At 38.5% G+C, this 18,714-nt stretch carries 13 protein-coding genes, 2 tRNA genes and 2 rRNA genes; 6 read left to right on the forward strand and 11 right to left on the reverse strand.

Annotated elements, in window-relative coordinates; genetic code table 11:
• The 5 genes from RMZ43_RS27825 to RMZ43_RS27845 form a co-directional block, all read left to right on the forward strand.
• A 23S ribosomal RNA gene (locus RMZ43_RS27825) occupies positions 1–318 on the forward strand; the annotation flags it as partial.
• A gap of 59 nt (positions 319–377) precedes the next feature.
• Positions 378–495, forward strand: a 5S ribosomal RNA gene (gene rrf / locus RMZ43_RS27830).
• Positions 496–1,065: 570 nt separating this feature from the next.
• Positions 1,066–2,025: a ribonuclease Z gene (locus RMZ43_RS27835; protein ID WP_322649442.1), complete on the forward strand. Its 960-nt coding sequence runs from the start codon at positions 1,066–1,068 to the stop codon at positions 2,023–2,025.
• A gap of 548 nt (positions 2,026–2,573) precedes the next feature.
• Positions 2,574–4,787: a GumC family protein gene (locus RMZ43_RS27840; RefSeq protein WP_322654244.1), complete on the forward strand. Its 2,214-nt coding sequence runs from the start codon at positions 2,574–2,576 to the stop codon at positions 4,785–4,787.
• 508 nt (positions 4,788–5,295) lie between these two features.
• Entirely contained in the window at positions 5,296–6,441 is a 1,146-nt protein-coding gene (locus tag RMZ43_RS27845; protein ID WP_322654243.1) for a SpoIID/LytB domain-containing protein, read from the forward strand.
• A gap of 100 nt (positions 6,442–6,541) precedes the next feature.
• Here RMZ43_RS27845 and RMZ43_RS27850 read toward each other — a convergent pair whose 3' ends face one another.
• A complete protein-coding gene (locus RMZ43_RS27850) occupies positions 6,542–7,840 on the reverse strand; it encodes a hypothetical protein (RefSeq protein WP_322654242.1) in 1,299 nt (432 codons plus the stop codon).
• A gap of 217 nt (positions 7,841–8,057) precedes the next feature.
• Between RMZ43_RS27850 and RMZ43_RS27855 the strand changes: the two genes are divergently transcribed.
• Entirely contained in the window at positions 8,058–8,537 is a 480-nt protein-coding gene (locus RMZ43_RS27855) for a hypothetical protein (RefSeq protein WP_322654241.1), read from the forward strand.
• An 88-nt stretch (positions 8,538–8,625) separates the two neighbouring features.
• On the opposite strand, the gene RMZ43_RS27860 is transcribed toward RMZ43_RS27855, so the two are convergent.
• From RMZ43_RS27860 to RMZ43_RS27905, 10 genes are all read right to left on the reverse strand, one after another.
• Positions 8,626–8,697, reverse strand: a tRNA-Gln gene (locus tag RMZ43_RS27860).
• 529 nt (positions 8,698–9,226) lie between these two features.
• Positions 9,227–10,072 (reverse strand): FAD-binding protein, encoded by an 846-nt coding sequence (locus RMZ43_RS27865; RefSeq protein ID WP_322649447.1) that lies wholly within the window; start codon positions 10,070–10,072, stop codon positions 9,227–9,229.
• Between the two features lie 148 nt (positions 10,073–10,220).
• Positions 10,221–11,336: a polysaccharide pyruvyl transferase family protein gene (locus RMZ43_RS27870; protein ID WP_322654240.1), complete on the reverse strand. Its 1,116-nt coding sequence runs from the start codon at positions 11,334–11,336 to the stop codon at positions 10,221–10,223.
• 129 nt (positions 11,337–11,465) lie between these two features.
• Complete coding sequence (locus RMZ43_RS27875) at positions 11,466–12,947, reverse strand: lipopolysaccharide biosynthesis protein (RefSeq protein ID WP_322649449.1); 1,482 nt, start codon at positions 12,945–12,947, stop codon at positions 11,466–11,468.
• Between the two features lie 468 nt (positions 12,948–13,415).
• The gene (locus tag RMZ43_RS27880) at positions 13,416–14,213 is read right to left on the reverse strand and encodes a WecB/TagA/CpsF family glycosyltransferase (RefSeq protein ID WP_322649450.1); all 798 of its coding nucleotides are present in this window, start codon (positions 14,211–14,213) and stop codon (positions 13,416–13,418) included.
• 521 nt (positions 14,214–14,734) lie between these two features.
• Positions 14,735–14,974: a hypothetical protein gene (locus tag RMZ43_RS27885; protein ID WP_322654239.1), complete on the reverse strand. Its 240-nt coding sequence runs from the start codon at positions 14,972–14,974 to the stop codon at positions 14,735–14,737.
• Between the two features lie 132 nt (positions 14,975–15,106).
• Positions 15,107–15,190, reverse strand: a tRNA-Leu gene (locus tag RMZ43_RS27890).
• 108 nt (positions 15,191–15,298) lie between these two features.
• Entirely contained in the window at positions 15,299–16,423 is a 1,125-nt protein-coding gene (locus RMZ43_RS27895) for an alpha-hydroxy acid oxidase (RefSeq protein WP_322649452.1), read from the reverse strand.
• Between the two features lie 84 nt (positions 16,424–16,507).
• Complete coding sequence (locus tag RMZ43_RS27900; protein ID WP_322654238.1) at positions 16,508–17,437, reverse strand: hypothetical protein; 930 nt, start codon at positions 17,435–17,437, stop codon at positions 16,508–16,510.
• Positions 17,438–17,626: 189 nt separating this feature from the next.
• Positions 17,627–18,505: a M48 family metallopeptidase gene (locus RMZ43_RS27905; protein ID WP_190733027.1), complete on the reverse strand. Its 879-nt coding sequence runs from the start codon at positions 18,503–18,505 to the stop codon at positions 17,627–17,629.
• Positions 18,506–18,714 lie beyond the last annotated feature (209 nt).

The following is an 18,714-nucleotide window of genomic DNA, read 5'->3' on the forward strand; positions in this document are numbered from 1 at the left end:
GTTCAGAACGTCGTGAGACAGTTCGGTCCATATCCGGTGCAGGCGTAAGAGCATTGAGAGGAGTCCTCCTTAGTACGAGAGGACCGGGAGGAACGCACCGCTGGTGTACCAGTTATCGTGCCAACGGTAAACGCTGGGTAGCCAAGTGCGGAGCGGATAACCGCTGAAAGCATCTAAGTGGGAAGCCCACCTCAAGATGAGTGCTCTCACCACACAAAGTGGGTAAGGTCACGGGAAGAACACCCGTTTATAGGCGGTAGGTGGAAGTACAGCAATGTATGTAGCCGAGCCGTGCTAACAGACCGAGGGCTTGACCTCACAACTCATTTGGTTTCGCGTTGCTTGCAGTCTTCAGGGTCTCTGACCCAACAGTTTTTCCTGGTGTCTATTGCGCGGTGGAACCACACTGAACCCTTCCCGAACTCAGAGGTGAAACGCTGCTGCGGCCACGATAGTTTAGGGGTTGCCCTACGCAAAAATAGCTCGATGCCAGGTTCTATTCTTAAACTAAAGCCATCTCAAATAACTTTGAGATGGCTTTTGTTTTTCCTGAAAATCATTGGGATAAAAATATAGGACTTACGCACCGTACATAAGTACTACACGCAATTTGGGTATTGTAACCGTGTTTAGCACTCAGCGATGTCTACGACGGGCTATTCGACGTCGCAAATATGCAAATAAATCGGGGTTATCCGAAGCGCCTGAAACGACCAAAAACCGTAATTTATATTATGGTTAATTTGTACAGTGCGTAAGTCCTATATTTATTAGAAAAAAATCGGTCTTGTATTTTTTATTAGAAAATAATCGCGCGATGCCTACAGAGGGCGGAGTCATCGCAGGCTATACAAAAGCTTTAGAATTCATAAATGGCAAAAGTTTTCGGAGAGTGACAAAAGAGGGACAAATTAAGCTTTTTAGGGATTTTTGCGTAAGCCCTATAATCTTTATTAGGTGTTAGTTTTAAAAAAGCGACTTCCTCTTAAAAGTATTTTGCTTATTAAGCGTGTCACTATAGACTATAGAGCAGCAAATTGAGCAATAGGAAGATTAAAAAACGCTGTGCAGATAACATTCTTAGGCACGAGTTCCGGTGTACCCACGCGATCGCGTAATGTTTCGAGTGTCGCTTTGAGATTACCCCAAAGGGCAGAACTGTGGTTATTCGACTGTGGCGAAGGCACACAACATCAAATTATCCGGAGTGAACTGAAAATTAGCCAACTCTCGCGAATTTTTATTACTCACATGCACGGCGACCACATCTTTGGCTTGATGGGACTTCTTGCTACTTGCGGTTTAGCTGGGAATGTAGAACGAATTGATATATATGGCCCACCTGGATTAAATGATTACATTCAAGCCGCCTCTCGTTACTCTTACACACACTTTTCCTATCCTATTAAAGTCCATGCCATCCGTCCAGGGGTAATTTATGAGGACAATGACTTTACCGTAAGCTGCGGTAATTTGCATCATCGCATTACAGCTTTCGGCTACCGCGTAGCCGAAAAAGACCGATCAGGACGCTTTGATGTAGAAAAAGCCAAGGCGTTGCAAATTCCTCCTGGTCGGGTTTATGGTCAACTTAAGCGCGGTGAAAGAGTGACGCTTGCGGATGGACGAGTGATTGATGGCACTCAATTATGTGGCCCTACAGAAATTGGTCGAAAAATTGCCTATTGCACAGACACAATTTATTGTGATGGGGCAGTGGAATTGGCAAAAGATGCAGATGTATTAATTCACGAAGCAACCTTTGCTCATCAAGATGCAGACATGGCTTTTCAGAGGTTGCATTCCACAACCACAATGGCAGCGCAAACAGCTTTGACCGCTGGGGCACATCGACTGATTATGAGTCATTTCAGTCCCCGCTACGCCCCTGGCAATACCTTGGAATTGAAGGATCTTCTTCAGGAAGCCCGTGCTATTTTTCCTTGTACTGACATGGCTTATGATTTCATGATTCATGAAGTCCCCAGGCGGCGCGAAGTAGAGTTAACTAAGGTAGGCGTTTAAATTTTAGATTTTAGATTAAATCCTTCTAATCTAAGATTAACCAGGCTCTATCTTGAAGTTTAATAGTCTAACTCATAACGTCCAGCAAATAGATAGCAGTTTAGTTTGAGGAGAATGTCAATTAGTTAGTCAGTAATTTACGGTATACCAAGTGTATTAATGATCTACAAATACTATGGTTTAGATATTCTTCTTAATGTTTTTCTTGTATTACAAGTTATTTAAATAACTTTAATAGTATATTAATGTTGTATATCAGAGAGCTTTCTACTTAAATGCTTAGGTAAAATAATCAATTTTTAGTAAAAATTTTTCCTCCTTAAATAAAATATTCATTAAAAATTTATTCTTCTAACACTGATTAAGAATTCACATGCATGAATTGATGAGCATGAAAGCACCAGTTGGCATAATATTGTGCCAAGTGAGCTTGTCATTCTTGGAAGAATAGTTAAGTATGCTATTGCGGCTATAGATGTAAAAACATTTAACATTTCTTATAAATCTTCCAAATCAATATAGTGTTTCGATATTAGAGGAGTTTGATAGTGGCTAAGACTAGTCTGGATCAAGAGCAACAAATTACTACTTCAGCACAAGGCGCAGTTGACATCAGACAACTATCTACTATTTTGCTTCGCCGACGTTTGCTGATCTTGGGGGTTTCTTGTGTAGTTATGTCAGCTGCTAGCCTCTTAGCTTTCATTGCCAAACCTACTTACCAGAGCAATATGCAGATATTGGTGAATTCCAATTTATCTGAAGGCACACAGTCAAATAATATCCCACCAATAGAAGACACCAACGTTACCGATCACAATTCTCAAGTTGTTGATTCCACTACTCAGATGAAACTCATGCTGAGTTCTAAGTTGCTTCAGAAAGCCGTAGATTTAATTAATCCTGATTATCCTGATGTTACCTTAGAGTATATCAATGGTCAAACAGAACAGAGCAAAAAATCACCTCTACAAGTGGCTCCAGAAGAGGGAGGTATAGGAGCTAATAAAGTTTATAGTCAAGTATTTAAAGTTTCTTTCAATGATGACGATCCACTCAAAACACAGAGAGTACTTCAAGCTTTACAAAAAGTCTATCAAAACTACAATAAAGAACAACAAAAAGAACGTCTAAATCAAGGATTGGCTTTTGTAAATGCTCGCCTACCTGAAATAAAAAAAGAAGTGAGTAAAGCTGAGAAAAATTTGGAACAGTTTCGCAAAAAACATAAATTACTCGATCCCGAAATCCAAAGTAAAATCCTGCTAGAATCTCTAGCTGATATTCAACAACAACTACAAAGTACTCGTGCTCACCTTCAGGATGTAAACGCCCGTTACGATAATCTAGATCAACAAATAGCCTCTTCGTCTCAGCAAAATGCACTATTTTCTTCTCGTTTAAATCAGTCAAGTCGTTACCAAACATTATTAAGTGAAATTCAAAAAACTGAACTAGCTTTGGCTAAAGAACGGCTGCGCTATACAGACGATTACCCATCAGTACAGAAACTCAAGCAGCAACGCCAAAGTCAACTGTTGCTATTACGACAAGAAGTGAAAACTATTACTACTAGCAGTAAGGGAGAACCGCTTTTAAAAGATCAAATGCTAGGGGTTGAGCCAAAGCTAGTAGACGAGTTAATTTTACTACGGACAACTATCTTAGGACTGACTGCTAATGAAAAGAATCTAACCGAGTCAGAACAGCGACTTCGCTCTGAGTTAAACAAATACCCAAGCTTAATAGCAGAGTATAACCGTCTGCTGCCAAAGGTGGAAACTAGTCGTAAAACCCTTGAACAATTACTCCAAGCACAACAGTCTTTGGGTTTGAAAATTTCTCAGGAAGGATATAGCTGGCAAATTTTGACAGAACCTGCTCTGGGTAATTACATAGGGAGCAACAAATTATTATTTTTGGTTGGAGGGGCGATAATTGGCCCGATTCTAGGTATTTTAGCAGCCCTGATTTTAGAAAAGTTTAATGACACTATTTATTGTGTTGGAGATTTAAAGAAACTGACGAATCTACGTGTATTGGGGTCAGTACCAAAACTACCGTCATGTAATGTTAAAAAGCGACGGCTGGCCCTGCCTTGGAATGAGCGACGAACTTCAGATTACTCTATAGTAGAAGCCAGTAGTAGATTACCTGTCCATGAAACCCTGGACATGATCTACCAAAATATTCAAATATTAAAATATCCCTTACCCTTCAAGTCATTGATGTTGACTTCAGCACTACCAGGGGAAGGGAAGACAACTTTAGTATTAGGGCTTGTAGCTAGCGCTACCCGAATGCATCGACGGGTATTAGTTATTGATGCTAATTTACATAATCCTAGCTTGCACAAAATCCTAGAACTATGCAATGACTGGGGACTATCTCTGTTATTACTTGATGAGACGACAACTCATTTTCAAGATTACATCCAGCCTATTCACCCTTGCATTGATATTTTGACTGCTGGGCCTGAAGCAGAGGACACGGTGAAGTTGCTCAGTTCTCAACGGATGAAAGAACTAATTGAGTTGTTTGAGCAAAGTTATGATTTAGTGTTAATAGATACATCATCTATTTTAAGTACAGTTGATGCCAGAATTGTGGCAGCTTTTTGCAATGGGATCGTAATGGTAGAACGCATGGGAAAAGTGACCCAAACTGAACTGATTCAAGCAACAGAAATTTTGAGTAAATTGAATTTAATTGGAATTATCGCAAATGAAGTGAGCAATTCTAAAAATTTATTGGCATACTAGGCTGAAGAAGACTCAGGGAAATTAGTCTTTGTGTCCTCTTTTTGAGGATGCCTGCACCGTGAAGTGTCATAATCGGTAATTACTGAAATAGAAAAGTTAAACAAGAATAAAACCAGACAGATACACCTCTGCCTTTTCTTCAATGCGATCGCCTAAATATGGTTTTCTCTCCGATAATTCCCCTTAAAAAATGAGACTCCTTAATTACGCAACAAATCTGCTAAATACTGATACGAAATTGTGATCGCAGGCTGGTGACACAGTTGCTCAAGGGTAAGATCACTGACTTCTTTAGCTAATTTTAAGTCTTGGATTGAAGATTCAAAATTTAACTTAGGTCTAAGGGCAAGCAAATTTGTTTGTGAAACAAAATTACCCTATAGCTTAAGCAAAATGCATAATTAGTAGGAGGTGGCAACCTCCTACGTTGGAGAACTGTCTCATCTTAAAGTAGTAGACGCTATAGTTCGGAGCGTCAATTAGATACTAATGTGATTAGATGATCAGCATGAAGTTCCAACTTTACTTAGGCTTTTTATTTTCCCAGGTTAAAGTACGTCATTGGTGGGTAAGTGTCCTCTTGTGGATTGCTTTGGTTGCCCCAGCTCAAGCGTCTGTAATTCTGCGCGTGGCAATTGAGAGGGGCGTTAATCAGGTAAAAGTGGGTAGTTCAACCACTGGGATTGTGAAGGATAGTACTGGCCGGACTCTCGGGCAGTTGCCAGCGATGAGTGCATATTATGCCCAGGCTATTCCTGGCGGAGTTGCTTTAGATAAGTGGCAATCTGGTTTATTTTGGATTGAGCCAACAGGTAAAGGATTCGTTTATATTGGCGATCGCTGGTATCGGGGTAGAACTCTGGTTGTTCCCACAGACAAAGGCTTAACGGCTGTTAATTGGGTTGACGATCAAGAGTATCTCTACAGCGTTCTCGGTGGCGAAATGGATGCTAGCTGGCCCCAAGAAGCTTTAAAAGCCCAGGCGATCGCAGCTCGCACCTACGCCCTCTATGAGCGAGAAAAACAACGGAATAATCCCGTTTACGATTTAGGTAATACCCCTGATCGCTGGCAAATTTACAAAGGCGTCATTAGCGAAGCTCTTGCAACTTACAAAGCAGTTGATGAAACAGCAGGACAGGTACTAACTTACAAAAACCGGATTATTCTCTCAGTTTTCCACGCTTGTTCTGGAGGGCATACCGAAAACGTTGAAGACGTTTGGGGAAGCAGCGAACCTTATCTACGTGCTGTTCAAGACTACGATCAAAATATCCGCGAGTGTAATTGGGTAAAAACTTTCTCCCCCAGTGAGATTAGCGCTAAATTTCCTGAAGTTGGCAGTGTGACGGCGATGATTCCAGGGACATACTCACCTTTTGGCAGTGTTAAAGTCTTGAAAATTGTCGGCAACAGGGGCACAAAGGTACTACAGGGCGAAGAAGTGCGAACAGCCCTCAAGTTAAAAAGTACCCGCTTTAATGTCACTAAGGGAGCCGATGGTAGTTTTGTACTTCAAGGGCTTGGCTTCGGTCATGCTTTGGGCATGAGTCAATGGGGGGCATACAATCTAGCTCGACAGGGAGTGAACCACTTGCAAATCTTGGGGCATTATTATCAAGGTGTAGCCTTAACACCAATTCAGGCGAAGTAAAGAAAAAGTTAAGAGTACAGACGCGATTAATCGCGTCTGTACAAGAGTCAGGAGTTTAAATAAATCTTAATTATTCACTCCTCACTCTCAACTCTTCAGTCTATTCCCCACTCCCGCGTTCCAAGCGTTTTTTCCATTCAGCGTCAATTTTTGCGGAACGCTTAACTTCTTGGTCAAGTAAGTCAGTTTCGCTAGAATACACTAAATCTTCGTTGCCGATGACTTTTTCTCCTGCAAATTGTTGGGTATAGTCGATTTTTTGTTGCAAAGCTGCATCAGGACTTGCCAATATCCTTGCTCTGGAAAGGCGATCGCGATTGCGATCGCCTATTTTGCGATTACGCCATTGAATCCAGAAATAACGCAATAGCGGTATAACTAAAAAACCTACTCCATAAGCCAATAGCAACCAATAAATTCCTTGCACAAAAGCTACTAGTCCACCTAATTGCACAGCAATAGTGCCATCTCCCAACAAACTTTTTAGTACTAAAGCACCAACAAAATTTAGTACACCCAACCCAGCACTGAGCATAATTTGTCCTGAACTTGCAGCACTAAAACGCCAGGGAAATTCTTCCAAATGATCTGATATTGCATAACGAGGCTTTTTAACTGCACTTACCTGCAACTCCGGGAAATAATAAACAATTTGCCCCTCTGGACTTACCGATGGTTGCCCATTAAATCGTGTCAGAACAGGCAGCATATAATCTTCGTACTCTCTTGTATATCCTTCGCCAATGTCATCCAAATATGGGGCAATTTGTTCTGCTACCACTGCACCACGGTTATTCCGAATCACCGTAGCAATTTCTTGCCACCGACGTTCTTCTAAGTTGGCGTTAGGATTACCATCGCCAAACAAAAACGAAAACACAGCTTCAAAGAAATTCAGATTGCTTTCTTCTCGCCTTTCACGTCGCCGTTCCTGATAGTGGGCATCATAATTTGGACTAAAATACCAAAATAAATTTGGAAAATAGAAGAACCCCCCACCGCCGTAACTACTGCCCCGATTGTCCCCGTTACGGTCTGAATTGGTAGAGGTAATGATAATGTAGATGGCTATAGTTATCAGGGTGATGGAAAGAATTAAGAAAATCCCAAAAGAAATGCGAATCAGGTAAAACAAAACACTCCAGACCTTTTTCCACCATTCCTGCAATCGTAACCGGAAGTATTTATTACGCAAAATTGCTCGAAAATTTTGTGGAAAAAGGTAAACGATATCACCTGAATCTGCTACTTGCAAATGTCCCCCAGCATCAGATGCCAAGGCTAGTAAGCTTTGATTAGCTTCAGCGACGTTCAATCCTGCCTGGGTTGCCACATCACCAACGGTGACACGATAGCCCAGTTTTTCCACAGCTTGCATGATGGTGGGACTAGGAGCCATTGCTCTCCCTCCTGTTGAAACTTAATTGCCTTTTCTTAAGTATAAAGTTTTATTTGAAGTGACTTGCCAGGAGCAGGGATGAAGCATGAATTATTAAATACAGAAAATACATAAATTAGGAAAACCGACAAGTATATTTACCAATAAATAATCGGACACGCAGTATGTTATAATTACATGCCTCAGCTTGGTTAACCAGCAAATTTTCTGCTCAAATATGGTTCAGTATACTCTCGCTCAAAGCCCAGAAATTATCCTTACTGTTTCTGGAAAAGATTCAGCAAAAGCCCGTGATAAAGCAATGGATCAGCTGATGGAACTCATGGATTCAGGAAAGCTACCTACGGAACTAGAAGAAGGATTTGGCCCTCAACAATTAATTGAGGTTAAAGAGTCAACTATTGATACTGCTAGCGGTGAGGATACAATTACACAAGCTGTCCAGGTTCTAAGTAACTTGGCCACACTCAAGCTGAAAGTTCAGGAATCACAATCTGAAGCTTTGGAAATTCGCAAAGCGGTTGATGTTCTGTTCACCGACGAATCGGTGACAGAGGAGGAAATTACTCGACTCAAGGAAGGTTTTAAAGTCCTCAAAAATTTTGCCCAAGCTAATGTGCGTTATCAAGAAGCACGATCTAAAGCAGAACAGGCTCGGCAGACTCTGGATCAAGCTCTCAAATCGCCTGACAAGTAACATTTACAAACTTAGATGCATTGAGATGCATCTTAAAAATTTAATTAAACATCTAAAAGACAGGTTGTTATGCCTGTCTTTTGGTTTACTGGGGCGCTAGGATTCGAACCTAGGGATGGCGGGACCAAAACCCGCTGCCTTACCACTTGGCTACGCCCCAACGACTTTACCCTACTTAATATAGCAGTTAGATATAGGTTATTGTCAAGTACTTTTATAATTAATTTCAGACAAAGGATTTTTGCAGCAGAAGATTGATTAGTTTAAATTCCTACGTTCAAGTTAAGTTTATGCAAACAGGCAAAGGCAGGAAATTTAACGAGGATAATACCTATGATACCTTTGCATCTAAATCTGCTCTGTTTAAGTATAAAAGCCTTTGGGAAGGTAACAATAGTATATACTTATACTAAAAATTAATTTTTTGATTTCTCTTATCTTATCCAGAGCTTGTTGCTAAAGTGCCATTAGCTGCTAATATATTTGCTTCAGTAACATATTTAGACTTACTTTAGAAGGTAAAGCAATTACTTCATCCTCTACAATTTCTACGATGTTATTTATATATGAATATCAGTACAGCTAGACCACAGGCAAAAGCTTCAGCGATAGTTAAAGTTATAGATATAACTTAACTTTCGCAAAAAACTCAAAGTTTAAGCATTATGTAGTATTTTGACAGCAATTAATTAATCAATGATAATTAGTTCAAGAGCAATTTTTTGTCGAGTTATAAAATGCAAAATTTTAGCTATTTTAATCAGCATAATTATTGGATAGCTACTTTGTGATTTAGCGAGTATCCAGTTACTAGTTTTAGCTGAAAACATAGCTTTACCTATAGATAGACCTTTGAGCTTTTCAAGTATTGCAAAGTTAGCAGCTTTGAATACTGAGCCACAGTTAGGTGCTGTATTATCTTGATGTTCTTTTGCCCAAATTTGCCTTGAAGTTAAAGGATTTTCGGTGAATTTTGTTGGTTCAAACTTGAAAATTGCACTCAATATCAGTTTTGAGTGTATACCAGTAAACATAGTTTCTCGATAATCTCGTATTATTTGACTATTTTCAAGTGTTTTTATACATCCATCCTCAAAAAAGGTTACACTTTCAACAAAGTCGTATATTGTACATCCATGTTGTTTTCCTCTCCCAGCATTCATTGCTAATGCACCACCAATAGTTGCTGGTACAGATGCAAGATAATAGAAAGAATTTAGGGAGTTTTGATAGCAATACTTTAATACTTCCATCACTGAAGTAGAAGAAGATACTTCAAGTCTGTTATTAGGTAAAAGATTTGTGTACTTAGGTAGTTTATTTTTCAGTATCAATGATTGGATATTCTTTTTAACAAACAACGTGTTAGAACCATTTCCAATTATATAAACTTTTACTTTGTTTTCTTTGGCCCAATTACAGTACTCCTGAAGGTCATCTACGCTATTGATCTCTCCTACTCGCTCAAAGTAATGTTGTGTTCTGTAGTGCGAAAGACTATTTGATGTTAAAGACTCAATCTTTAAATTAGACATCTTAACTCTTTCTACTCCTTTTTAATTTTTCATAAAGATAAACAAAACAGTTTGCTTGTCATTGTTGCAAACACGGTACAGCCATAAAATACTTTATTTTTAAAAGATTTATTATTCTTTATTTTGCTTTCCTTCAAAATTACTTTTACTATTCATCGCTCTTTTGTAAAATAGCTTCAATTAAATGCTTTTTTGATTCTATAATTTTCGATTCCACTATACTAGATACTGATTCATAGTCAATATCAAAGATTTCCTTACTGAATAATTGAGATTTTAACTTCTCCGAAAATATCCGGTTTGTTAAACCAAAATCATTAAGTAAATCTCTTACCTTATTCGATTTATCACTAGGAAGAAATACTGTAAAAGGTTTATGGAAAATAATAGAAAATACAGTGCCGTGAAAAGTATTGGTTATTATGTAAGATGCTTCACTATGTAATCCAATCCACTCTTTTGGACTAGCGGTTTCTAAATTTATTTGTGCTAACGGTTCATCTCTACCGACTGAAACTATAGTTAGATTTTGTTCTTCTGCTAGAAATTTTATAAACTCTTGTTCCTCTTCTTGTATGTCAGCTTGAACATACAATAAAAGATATTTATTTTTTATTTTTGGATAATCTTTAAGTGTGTCATACTTAATTAAAAAAGTAGGATCTAAAACTTTTATCGCTTTTTTATTGCATTCATTAGCAATAATTTCTATACTATTAGAATCACGAACTAAAATGCTTTGAAACTCATTAATCAATGTATATATTTCTTTTTGATAAGGCCCTAATTTTGTCGTATTACCAAAGCTTGCTGCATAACTTATTTTACGAGTAGTTTTATTGCTAACAAAATCTAAAAAGAAAGAAGAATTATAACCTCTAAAGGAATCTATACACCATATTTGGTCACTGCCACATATTACTACATCATATTTATCATGATAGTATTTCAAGCCTTTTTTATCATAAATTTTCTTATGACTTAACTTAACATGAGAAAGCAGGAAGCGTCTCATTTTCCATTTTCTTGAAATATAAATTAAAGATTTTTCATTAATCCGAATCTTTTTACTTTTGCTAGTGCTAGATTTTACGCTTTTGATCGGAAGTAAAGCTCTGAAATACATCCATGCTATTTTAAAAGGTCGATAATCTATTATTTCAACATCATAACCTTGACTGTTAAGAAAACTCCAAAGAGCACAAGCCTGGAGTGTTGCTCCATAATTGTCTACATGGTGAAAAGTTATGATTCCTATTTTCATTTTTCCTCCCTTTGATAAACTACGAATTAAGATTAGATAGATTTAATTTTTTCATTAAATTAACATAGCTTGAAATATATTAAATTAATTCATAAATATATATTGAAATCGTTATTATACACAATAAATTTATACTTTTGTTTTGATTTTGATATTCAAACTTTCTCCTAATTCAAGTATACGTCTGAAAAGTTTAGGCGATATTACTGAGAGAGTAAGAATATAAATAGACATTCCGAATATCCCTGCAATAGCTAGTAACATCCATGCTTCAAGAAATTTTCCTAAGAAATATTTAGTAGTTAATATAGTTATGACCATTGCTCCAGAAGCTACTAAAGGTACTATGTATAAACGCAGATAGTTGTTTAAGTTTATCTTAACAAGTTTATTAATAGCTAATAACGAAATAGGTAATATGAGGTAACCACGAACTACATAAGCAGAAGCAACTGCTACAATACCTAATCTTACTACCAAAGCAAAACCAATAACATTAGTAACTGTATTTATCACTTGTATCCATAGCCTCCATGAAGGTTTGCCTAGTGCTAGAATTACAGAGTTGTTATAAAAGAAAATTAGATGAACAGGACCAATAAGAGATAGTATTTGCAATACTGGAATGCTCTGAATCCACTGCTCACCAAAAAATACTTTTATAAACTCAGTTGCTAATACTGGTACACAAAGAAATATTGGGAAGGCAATGAGACTTGTGAACTGAGTAGCTGTATAGAAAGCATTTAGTAATCGTTCTGGTTCTGCCTGTAACCTAGAAAATATTGGTAGTGCAACTTTAGTTGTAGTACTGATTAAAACCTGCATCATTACTAGCAGCAATTTATAGGCAACCGAGTAATAACCTAATGCAACTAGTCCTAGATAGTAGCCAATTAGTAAGTCATCGGCTCGACGATTAAAAAAGTTAATTATATTAAACGCAGATATATTAATTCCAAAGTTAAAAAGTTCTTTAACATGTATGTTAGAAAATTGGAATCCTGGTCGCCAATCGCTAACTCGCCACAAGACTATAACCTGTATAAAACTACCTGATAGTTGTTGACCTACAAGGCTCCAAACGCCGAAGCCTAAAAAAGCCATCCAAACACCAACTATTCCACCTATTATTACTGCCAATAGTGAGCGGATTGCTAAACTTTTAAAGGCAAACTTACGTTCAAGAACCGCTTGCTGTACGCTGCTTAGTCCATTAAATATAAAACTTATAGATAAGCATTGAATAATTGGTACTAACTGCGGCTGTTTAAAGAAATCTGCTGTTAATCCAGCACCAGCAACACTTAATACAGTTAAAAGTACACTGATTCCTAAAGTTGTCCAGAAAGCAGTGTCTAAATGCTCTGAATCTATCTCTTGACGTTGGATAATTGCTACAGAGAATCCTTGATCGACAAAAATTTGTACAAATTCAATAAATATAGATGCTAAAGCAATTAAACCAAAAGTTTCTGGATTAAGTAAACGAGCTAGAATAAAGAAAACAACTAAAGAGACTCCTTGGCGTCCCCAACTTTCTATAACTGTCCAAATTACGCTTTTGACAGCTTTCTGTCGTAAGTTTGATGAATCTTTAGATGATTCCATTACCTAGTTTACCGATGAAAGAACCTAGAGTATATAGCTTTGATATTGCTAGCTATGAGCATGTGAGTTATTTATTTTCACGCTAATCAACTACACCTTATTTTATTTAGGTTTTAGTTATAATCAAGATTTTTTACTCAGAAAATAACATAAAAACTAAGTAAGGCAATGATTATCGTGAAGAAAATATTTTTTAGCTTAAGTAATTCTTCATAGAAGAGTCTACCACAATCTTCTCCTAAATTTGCAGTAATTCAAGAAACTATTAGCATAAAATTTACTCATAAGCCAGCCTATTGAATTTTTATATAAAACGACATGTTACTTATACTTTATAGTTTTGAGTGGTATATAAGTTTGCTAATCAGTGGTTAAGACAACATCAAATTTTTGCTTTTTTGGTTACTGAGTTTATATGTATCTTAATAATGTTGTGTTCCACAGAATACATGTTAGCTTTGCTTTTTCTTAATCCCCAGTCTCGTGAAGGAAGACTGCTGCAATACGACTTGATGATAATAGTTGCTTCATCGCTAGCCATATAAATAGTGGAATAGTTTTAGCGTAGCGGCCGCAAAGTCGGCGTGGTTCTTGAATCCATCGATACAGCCATTCAAGGCCTAAGTCTCGAACTACGCGGGGTGCCCGCTTGTGAATTCCTGCATAAACTGGGAAAACTCCACCCAGTCCAATCATTACAGCTTGTATTTTACCTTTATGTTGAGCTATCCAATTTTCTTGCTTAGGGCATCCTAGAGATACTAATACAGCGCTAGCACCACTAGAGTTAATCTTTTGAACCAAAGCTTCGTCTTCAATTTCTGTCAGAGGGCGAAAGGGTAGAGGTTCCATCGCCGCAATATTCATCTGCGGAAATTCCTGTTCTAACCTTTTTCGCATCCGAGAAAGAACTTCTGTTTGGGAACCCACAAAGAAAATACTAAGATTTTGTGTTTGAGTTAGGTGACACAATGCTAGAAAGATATCCATTCCTGCCACACGGTCTTGATGAAGCGCTCCCATCTTTCGCATCATCCATACCAGAGGCATACCATCAGGAGTAACTATGTCTGCATTTCGTAGTACGCTAGCAAACGCTGGATTCCAATGAGCTTCAATGAGCATGTGTACATTGGCTACATATACAGTTTTACTTTCACGTCTCCTTGCCCACTTCAGCATTGTTTGTACTTGAGCGTCAAAGCGTAAAGCAGTAATGGGAAAATCCAGTACTTTTTTAGTAGGTAGAAGCACTCTTGCCACCATCAATAACTCCTGTGTCCAAGAAAAAAATCCATAGATTACCTAGACCATTCCGAATATTTAATAATTCAGATGAAATTACTCCTGACTTTTTGTAGCCTTGTGTGATCGTTGGAAGTTAACACATGGAGATGCAATTGCTTTCTTAATATACTTTTTTTTGACTTAACTGTTAAATTAGAACTATTTTGCTGCTGTGTCCTAGTTTACTGTTTTAAGCTAGGGATTTCAGACGCTACCTGACAAAATTCATACTTCCTTCATAATTAATTTTTAGTTTGTTCATCCAAGCATTACAATTGCGAGAAATTTCTACAAAGATTCGTAGTGCTTTATACTCGCTTTAACTACATAAGGTGAAATACCAGACACTCAGCTTGCCGATTGGATATGTAAATATGCGCTTAAGAGGTTTAATTAAAATTAGTATATTTTAAAGAATGGCTAATAGTTTTTTATTGTGACTTTCCAAACTTATTACAAATTTAATTTAGGGACTGACAAATAGAAAATATTCAATAATTTTATTGTGGGGTGGCGACACGATCGCCATATAAGCTAGGCGTGCTTTTCGGCTCACTCCACAAGATTGGATAATTTATTTGTTGGATTTCCTTTAGTCTATATATTGAAAAATCCCTAAATTTTCTTTTTTTCTGAAATAAAAGCCCAAAAAACAAGGGGAAGATAAACTTATCTTCCCCTGCTTTATTGTTTTTGTTATTTTCTGGCTTGTTAGCTTCTTTGAGTCTTTGCCGTAACATTTGCCTTTGTTTTTTGAGTTGCCTCTTTCTTGCAGAACCGCCTCTACCTTTCTCATTCCTGCCTTCTTTACGGGGAGACTCCCATCTTTTCAGCCGCATAAGTTTTTTATCTTTCTCGTACTTGTTTGCTAGTGGGCAGGAGGAGAATCGAACTCCTATGACCGCAAGGCCGCCACATTTTGAGTGTGGTGCGTCTACCAATTTCGCCACCCGCCCATATATCTAACCTTAACTAGTATACTCTAATTAAGTGATTTTGTAACAAGTCTGAAAATTAATTTTCAAAGTTTTGCTGGAATAATGTAGGTCTAAGAATTTTTAGGCTTACAGGCGTGGCAGGGCCAATAAACTAAGGTCAATATCCTGTAGTTTGGCGCAGCCACTAAGTGCCATTCCCAAATTTAACTCATCTTGTAGCAGTGATATGACATGAGATACGCCAACTTGCCCTGCTACTGCTAGTCCCCATAAAATAGGTCGTCCGATTAGTATGGCTTTTGCTCCTAATGCCAGAGCTTTGAGAATGTCTGTGCCTCTACGGATACCTCCGTCCAACAGTACTTCTACTTTACCATCCACTGCTGCTACTATTTCAGCTAGAGCATCTAAAGAAGCGATCGCACCATCAAGTTGTCTGCCACCATGATTGGAAACAACAATTGCTTTGGCTCCATATTCTACAGCCCGAACAGCATCATCTCCCCGTAAAATTCCTTTGATGACTAAAGGTAATGGAGATAAAGATTGTAACCATTCCAAATCGTCCCAAGTTACTGCTGGGTTTAGCTGTTGGGCAAAATAGGTAAATAATCCAGACTCGCCTTTTTCATGGGAAATATCTAGTCCTGAGATGGTGGCGAGATTAGCCAGATGTAAGTCTGAGGGTAAGGCAAACTCGTTACGTCTATCTCTTTCTCGCTGTCCGAGAACAGGTGCATCTACAGTTAGACAAAGTGCTTTGTAGCCTCCTTTATAAGCTTTTTCTACTAAAGCACGAGTTAATCCTCGATCTTTATGGATGTAAAGCTGGAACCATCGCAGAGAATCTGGAAATTTATCACATGCACTGGCTACTTCTTCAATGCTCTTTGTGGCCATTGTACTTAACACCATGCCCACACCAGCTGATGCCGCAGCTAAAGCCGTGGCAATTTCTCCATCTGGATGAGCTAGACATTGAAAAGCCATCGGCGCAATTAATAAAGGTAGTTGCAGGGGTTGTCCTAAAATGGAGGTAGTGAGATTGCGATCGCTTACATCGACTAGTACACGAGGTCGCAACTTGAGCCTCTCAAAAGCAGCACGATTATCCTGTAGTGTGATTTCGTCCCAAGCACCACTACTATAGTAATCAAGCGTCATTTGAGACAGATGCTCTTTTGCTAGCTTTTCGTACTCAAACAGATTTATGGGTTGAAGAAAACGATGGTCGTTGGGTACAACTGTCATGGTAGAGGCTGTGGGTTAAGCAATGGGATGTTTTTTAATCCAATTAGTAAAGCTGTAAAACCCAGTATCTCCGACTGAGTTCTTCTAAAGGAATCTATTTAATAATTCTTCTTTAGATAGTTGCAGTAATAAAGGAGTAAATTCCTCTGGAGATAATGCCAATAAAGCTTCAGTAATTTCTTGTAGTTCTGCATCTAAAGAGCCAAAACGAACTCTCAACAAATTCTCTATAACATTACGACGTTCTGCTTGAATTCCTTCTTGAATTCCTTCTTGGATTCCTTCTTGAATTCCTTCTTGAATTCCTTCTTGTTTAACTTCTGCTAATTTCTGCTCGTAAATAGGTGATAAACGCATAATTAAATCTCTGTCCTCCTCGTCTATATTTTGATTGAATTCTAAAGTAGTCTTTAAATTCAATAATAAATCAATTGCTTTGGAACGTAAGGGATTATCTTGAGGAAGTGTTTCTAGTTCGTCTATCGCTTGTTGCTGGACTCTTCCCTTACCTAAAATTCTCAACCATAGTGTTTCTTCTGTACATGGTAATTGGTGAATTACCACAATTGCTGTTCTAAAATGATCCCCTAAAAAATTTACTCCTATGCCCCAATTTTCTTCATCTAGGTTAGTTCTAAAACCATCCAATATAGATTCAGAAGCCGTGGGTGATAAAATCCATAAACGTGGTAATTCTGATTCTACAAGCCGATTTTTATCAATTTTAGCTTGACGTTTTAATTCAGCAAAGATATCAAACAATTTATTTATGCAACTGCGGATTTCCGCAATTGTAGCTGCATTTCTAAATGGTTCAATTAATGCAGGTTCAGCCGCAAATTTTCCTAACAACCCCAATTCTATTGTATTTGTCAGTTGGGGCGAAGGTACAAAATAAACATCAATCTCTCGGATTTGAGCCGGAACTTTCCGACTTGTTTCCACTTCTCCCAATGGTTGTAACAATTCTTTAAGATAGTCTTTGGCGAACTGGTCGTAAGGAAACCTGGTCATTAGCTGATTTTTGGGCTGTACCAGTATTTTACATTACAGTGAATCTCTCACAGCTTGGCTAAAAACTTTAGCAAGTGCGATGTCTACGACGGGCTGCGCCAACTCATGAGCGAATCATCTGAAGTATTGTCAGCTAAAACACATCTAATTTAAACAACCAATTTAAACAACCAAATTTCATTACTCGCTCTACCAGTTTCGCCATCCGCCTTTGGGTGCAACTTCATTACTTGTAGACTTCAATCCATGACTTTGGATTAAAGATTGATATTCTGTACTGCTTGCCCAACGGTCGATTTCTCGCGCCCGTAGCACTGGCACTGGATGGGTTAATTGGGCTGTACGGGCAGCTTTGACCATTTCACCTAGTTCGGTCTTGCTAATATCATCGTAAGCGCGGGCTTGGGCAACAAAGGCATCAAGATTCAGTTGTGGCGCTAAGGTAGGGGAACCACCCGCTAGCTTCATCAGCACTGACATGACAACTTTGGGATCTTGGGTTGCTAGTAATGCAGCGCGATCGCAGGTAAACTCAGCACAGCGTACCCATTCTAAAAGTTGTGCCTGTATCGCTTGAGCAACGAAGGTTCCGACATTGGGCACAATCGCCGCAGCTAATATTAATAAATTTACAGGCGTCAAATAAACACTATGGTCACACTTAAGATGTCCCAACTCGTGGGCAATTACTGCCTGTATTTCCTCTGGTGTAAGAATATCAATTAGGGATGTGTGTAATACAACAAACGGCTGCTTACCGCGCACAGCAAAAGTATAGGCGTTAGGAGCCGGATGTTGCCGGACGTACAACTGGGGAGGCTCTATATCCAGGATTTTACAGGCATCTAACAACAGCTTGTATAAATCGGGCAGTTGCTTTTCACCTACTAGAATACTGGAGGCAATATTTTCTACATAGAAAACCTGCTCTGCCATTGGCCCAAGCCAATTTCGCACCAACATATCTATGCCTGGTATTTGCTTAAGCGTTTTGGTAGCTTCCAGGTCTAATGGATGACGAAATGAGTCAGCTTTTAAACCAATTAGCGGGGTTTTAAAGAAGGACATAGTGCAGCAAGCTATAAAAAAACACAACTATGGAATCTGGCTAGTTAGATAAACAGCCTCCCACAGTTAGTATAACGATTTAACTAAGCTGGTCAGAAGGAACAAGGGGAGAAAATTTTACCTTGTCTCCCTCATTCGCCTTGTTCTTGCCTCAGTCTCAACCAAGAGGCAGGGGGCAGGGGGAAATGAAGAAGTAGCCCGGATTTCTC

This window comes from Nostoc sp. CmiVER01, assembly GCF_034531135.2.
Taxonomy (GTDB): Bacteria; Cyanobacteriota; Cyanobacteriia; order Cyanobacteriales; family Nostocaceae; genus Nostoc.

Bases quoted from the DNA above. Each gene is read 5' to 3' on its own strand.
- RMZ43_RS27885 (WP_322654239.1), bottom strand. From the start codon at position 14,974: ATGTTACGGCAAAGACTCAAAGAAGCTAACAAGCCAGAAAATAACAAA.
- RMZ43_RS27875 (WP_322649449.1), bottom strand. From the start codon at position 12,947: ATGGAATCATCTAAAGATTCATCAAACTTACGACAGAAAGCTGTCAAA.
- RMZ43_RS27895 (WP_322649452.1), bottom strand. From the start codon at position 16,423: ATGACAGTTGTACCCAACGACCATCGTTTTCTTCAACCCATAAATCTG.
- RMZ43_RS27855 (WP_322654241.1), top strand. From the start codon at position 8,058: ATGGTTCAGTATACTCTCGCTCAAAGCCCAGAAATTATCCTTACTGTT.
- RMZ43_RS27870 (WP_322654240.1), bottom strand. From the start codon at position 11,336: ATGAAAATAGGAATCATAACTTTTCACCATGTAGACAATTATGGAGCA.
- RMZ43_RS27900 (WP_322654238.1), bottom strand. From the start codon at position 17,437: ATGACCAGGTTTCCTTACGACCAGTTCGCCAAAGACTATCTTAAAGAA.
- RMZ43_RS27845 (WP_322654243.1), top strand. From the start codon at position 5,296: ATGAAGTTCCAACTTTACTTAGGCTTTTTATTTTCCCAGGTTAAAGTA.
- RMZ43_RS27865 (WP_322649447.1), bottom strand. From the start codon at position 10,072: ATGTCTAATTTAAAGATTGAGTCTTTAACATCAAATAGTCTTTCGCAC.
- RMZ43_RS27850 (WP_322654242.1), bottom strand. From the start codon at position 7,840: ATGGCTCCTAGTCCCACCATCATGCAAGCTGTGGAAAAACTGGGCTAT.
- RMZ43_RS27880 (WP_322649450.1), bottom strand. From the start codon at position 14,213: ATGGTGGCAAGAGTGCTTCTACCTACTAAAAAAGTACTGGATTTTCCC.
- RMZ43_RS27905 (WP_190733027.1), bottom strand. From the start codon at position 18,505: ATGTCCTTCTTTAAAACCCCGCTAATTGGTTTAAAAGCTGACTCATTT.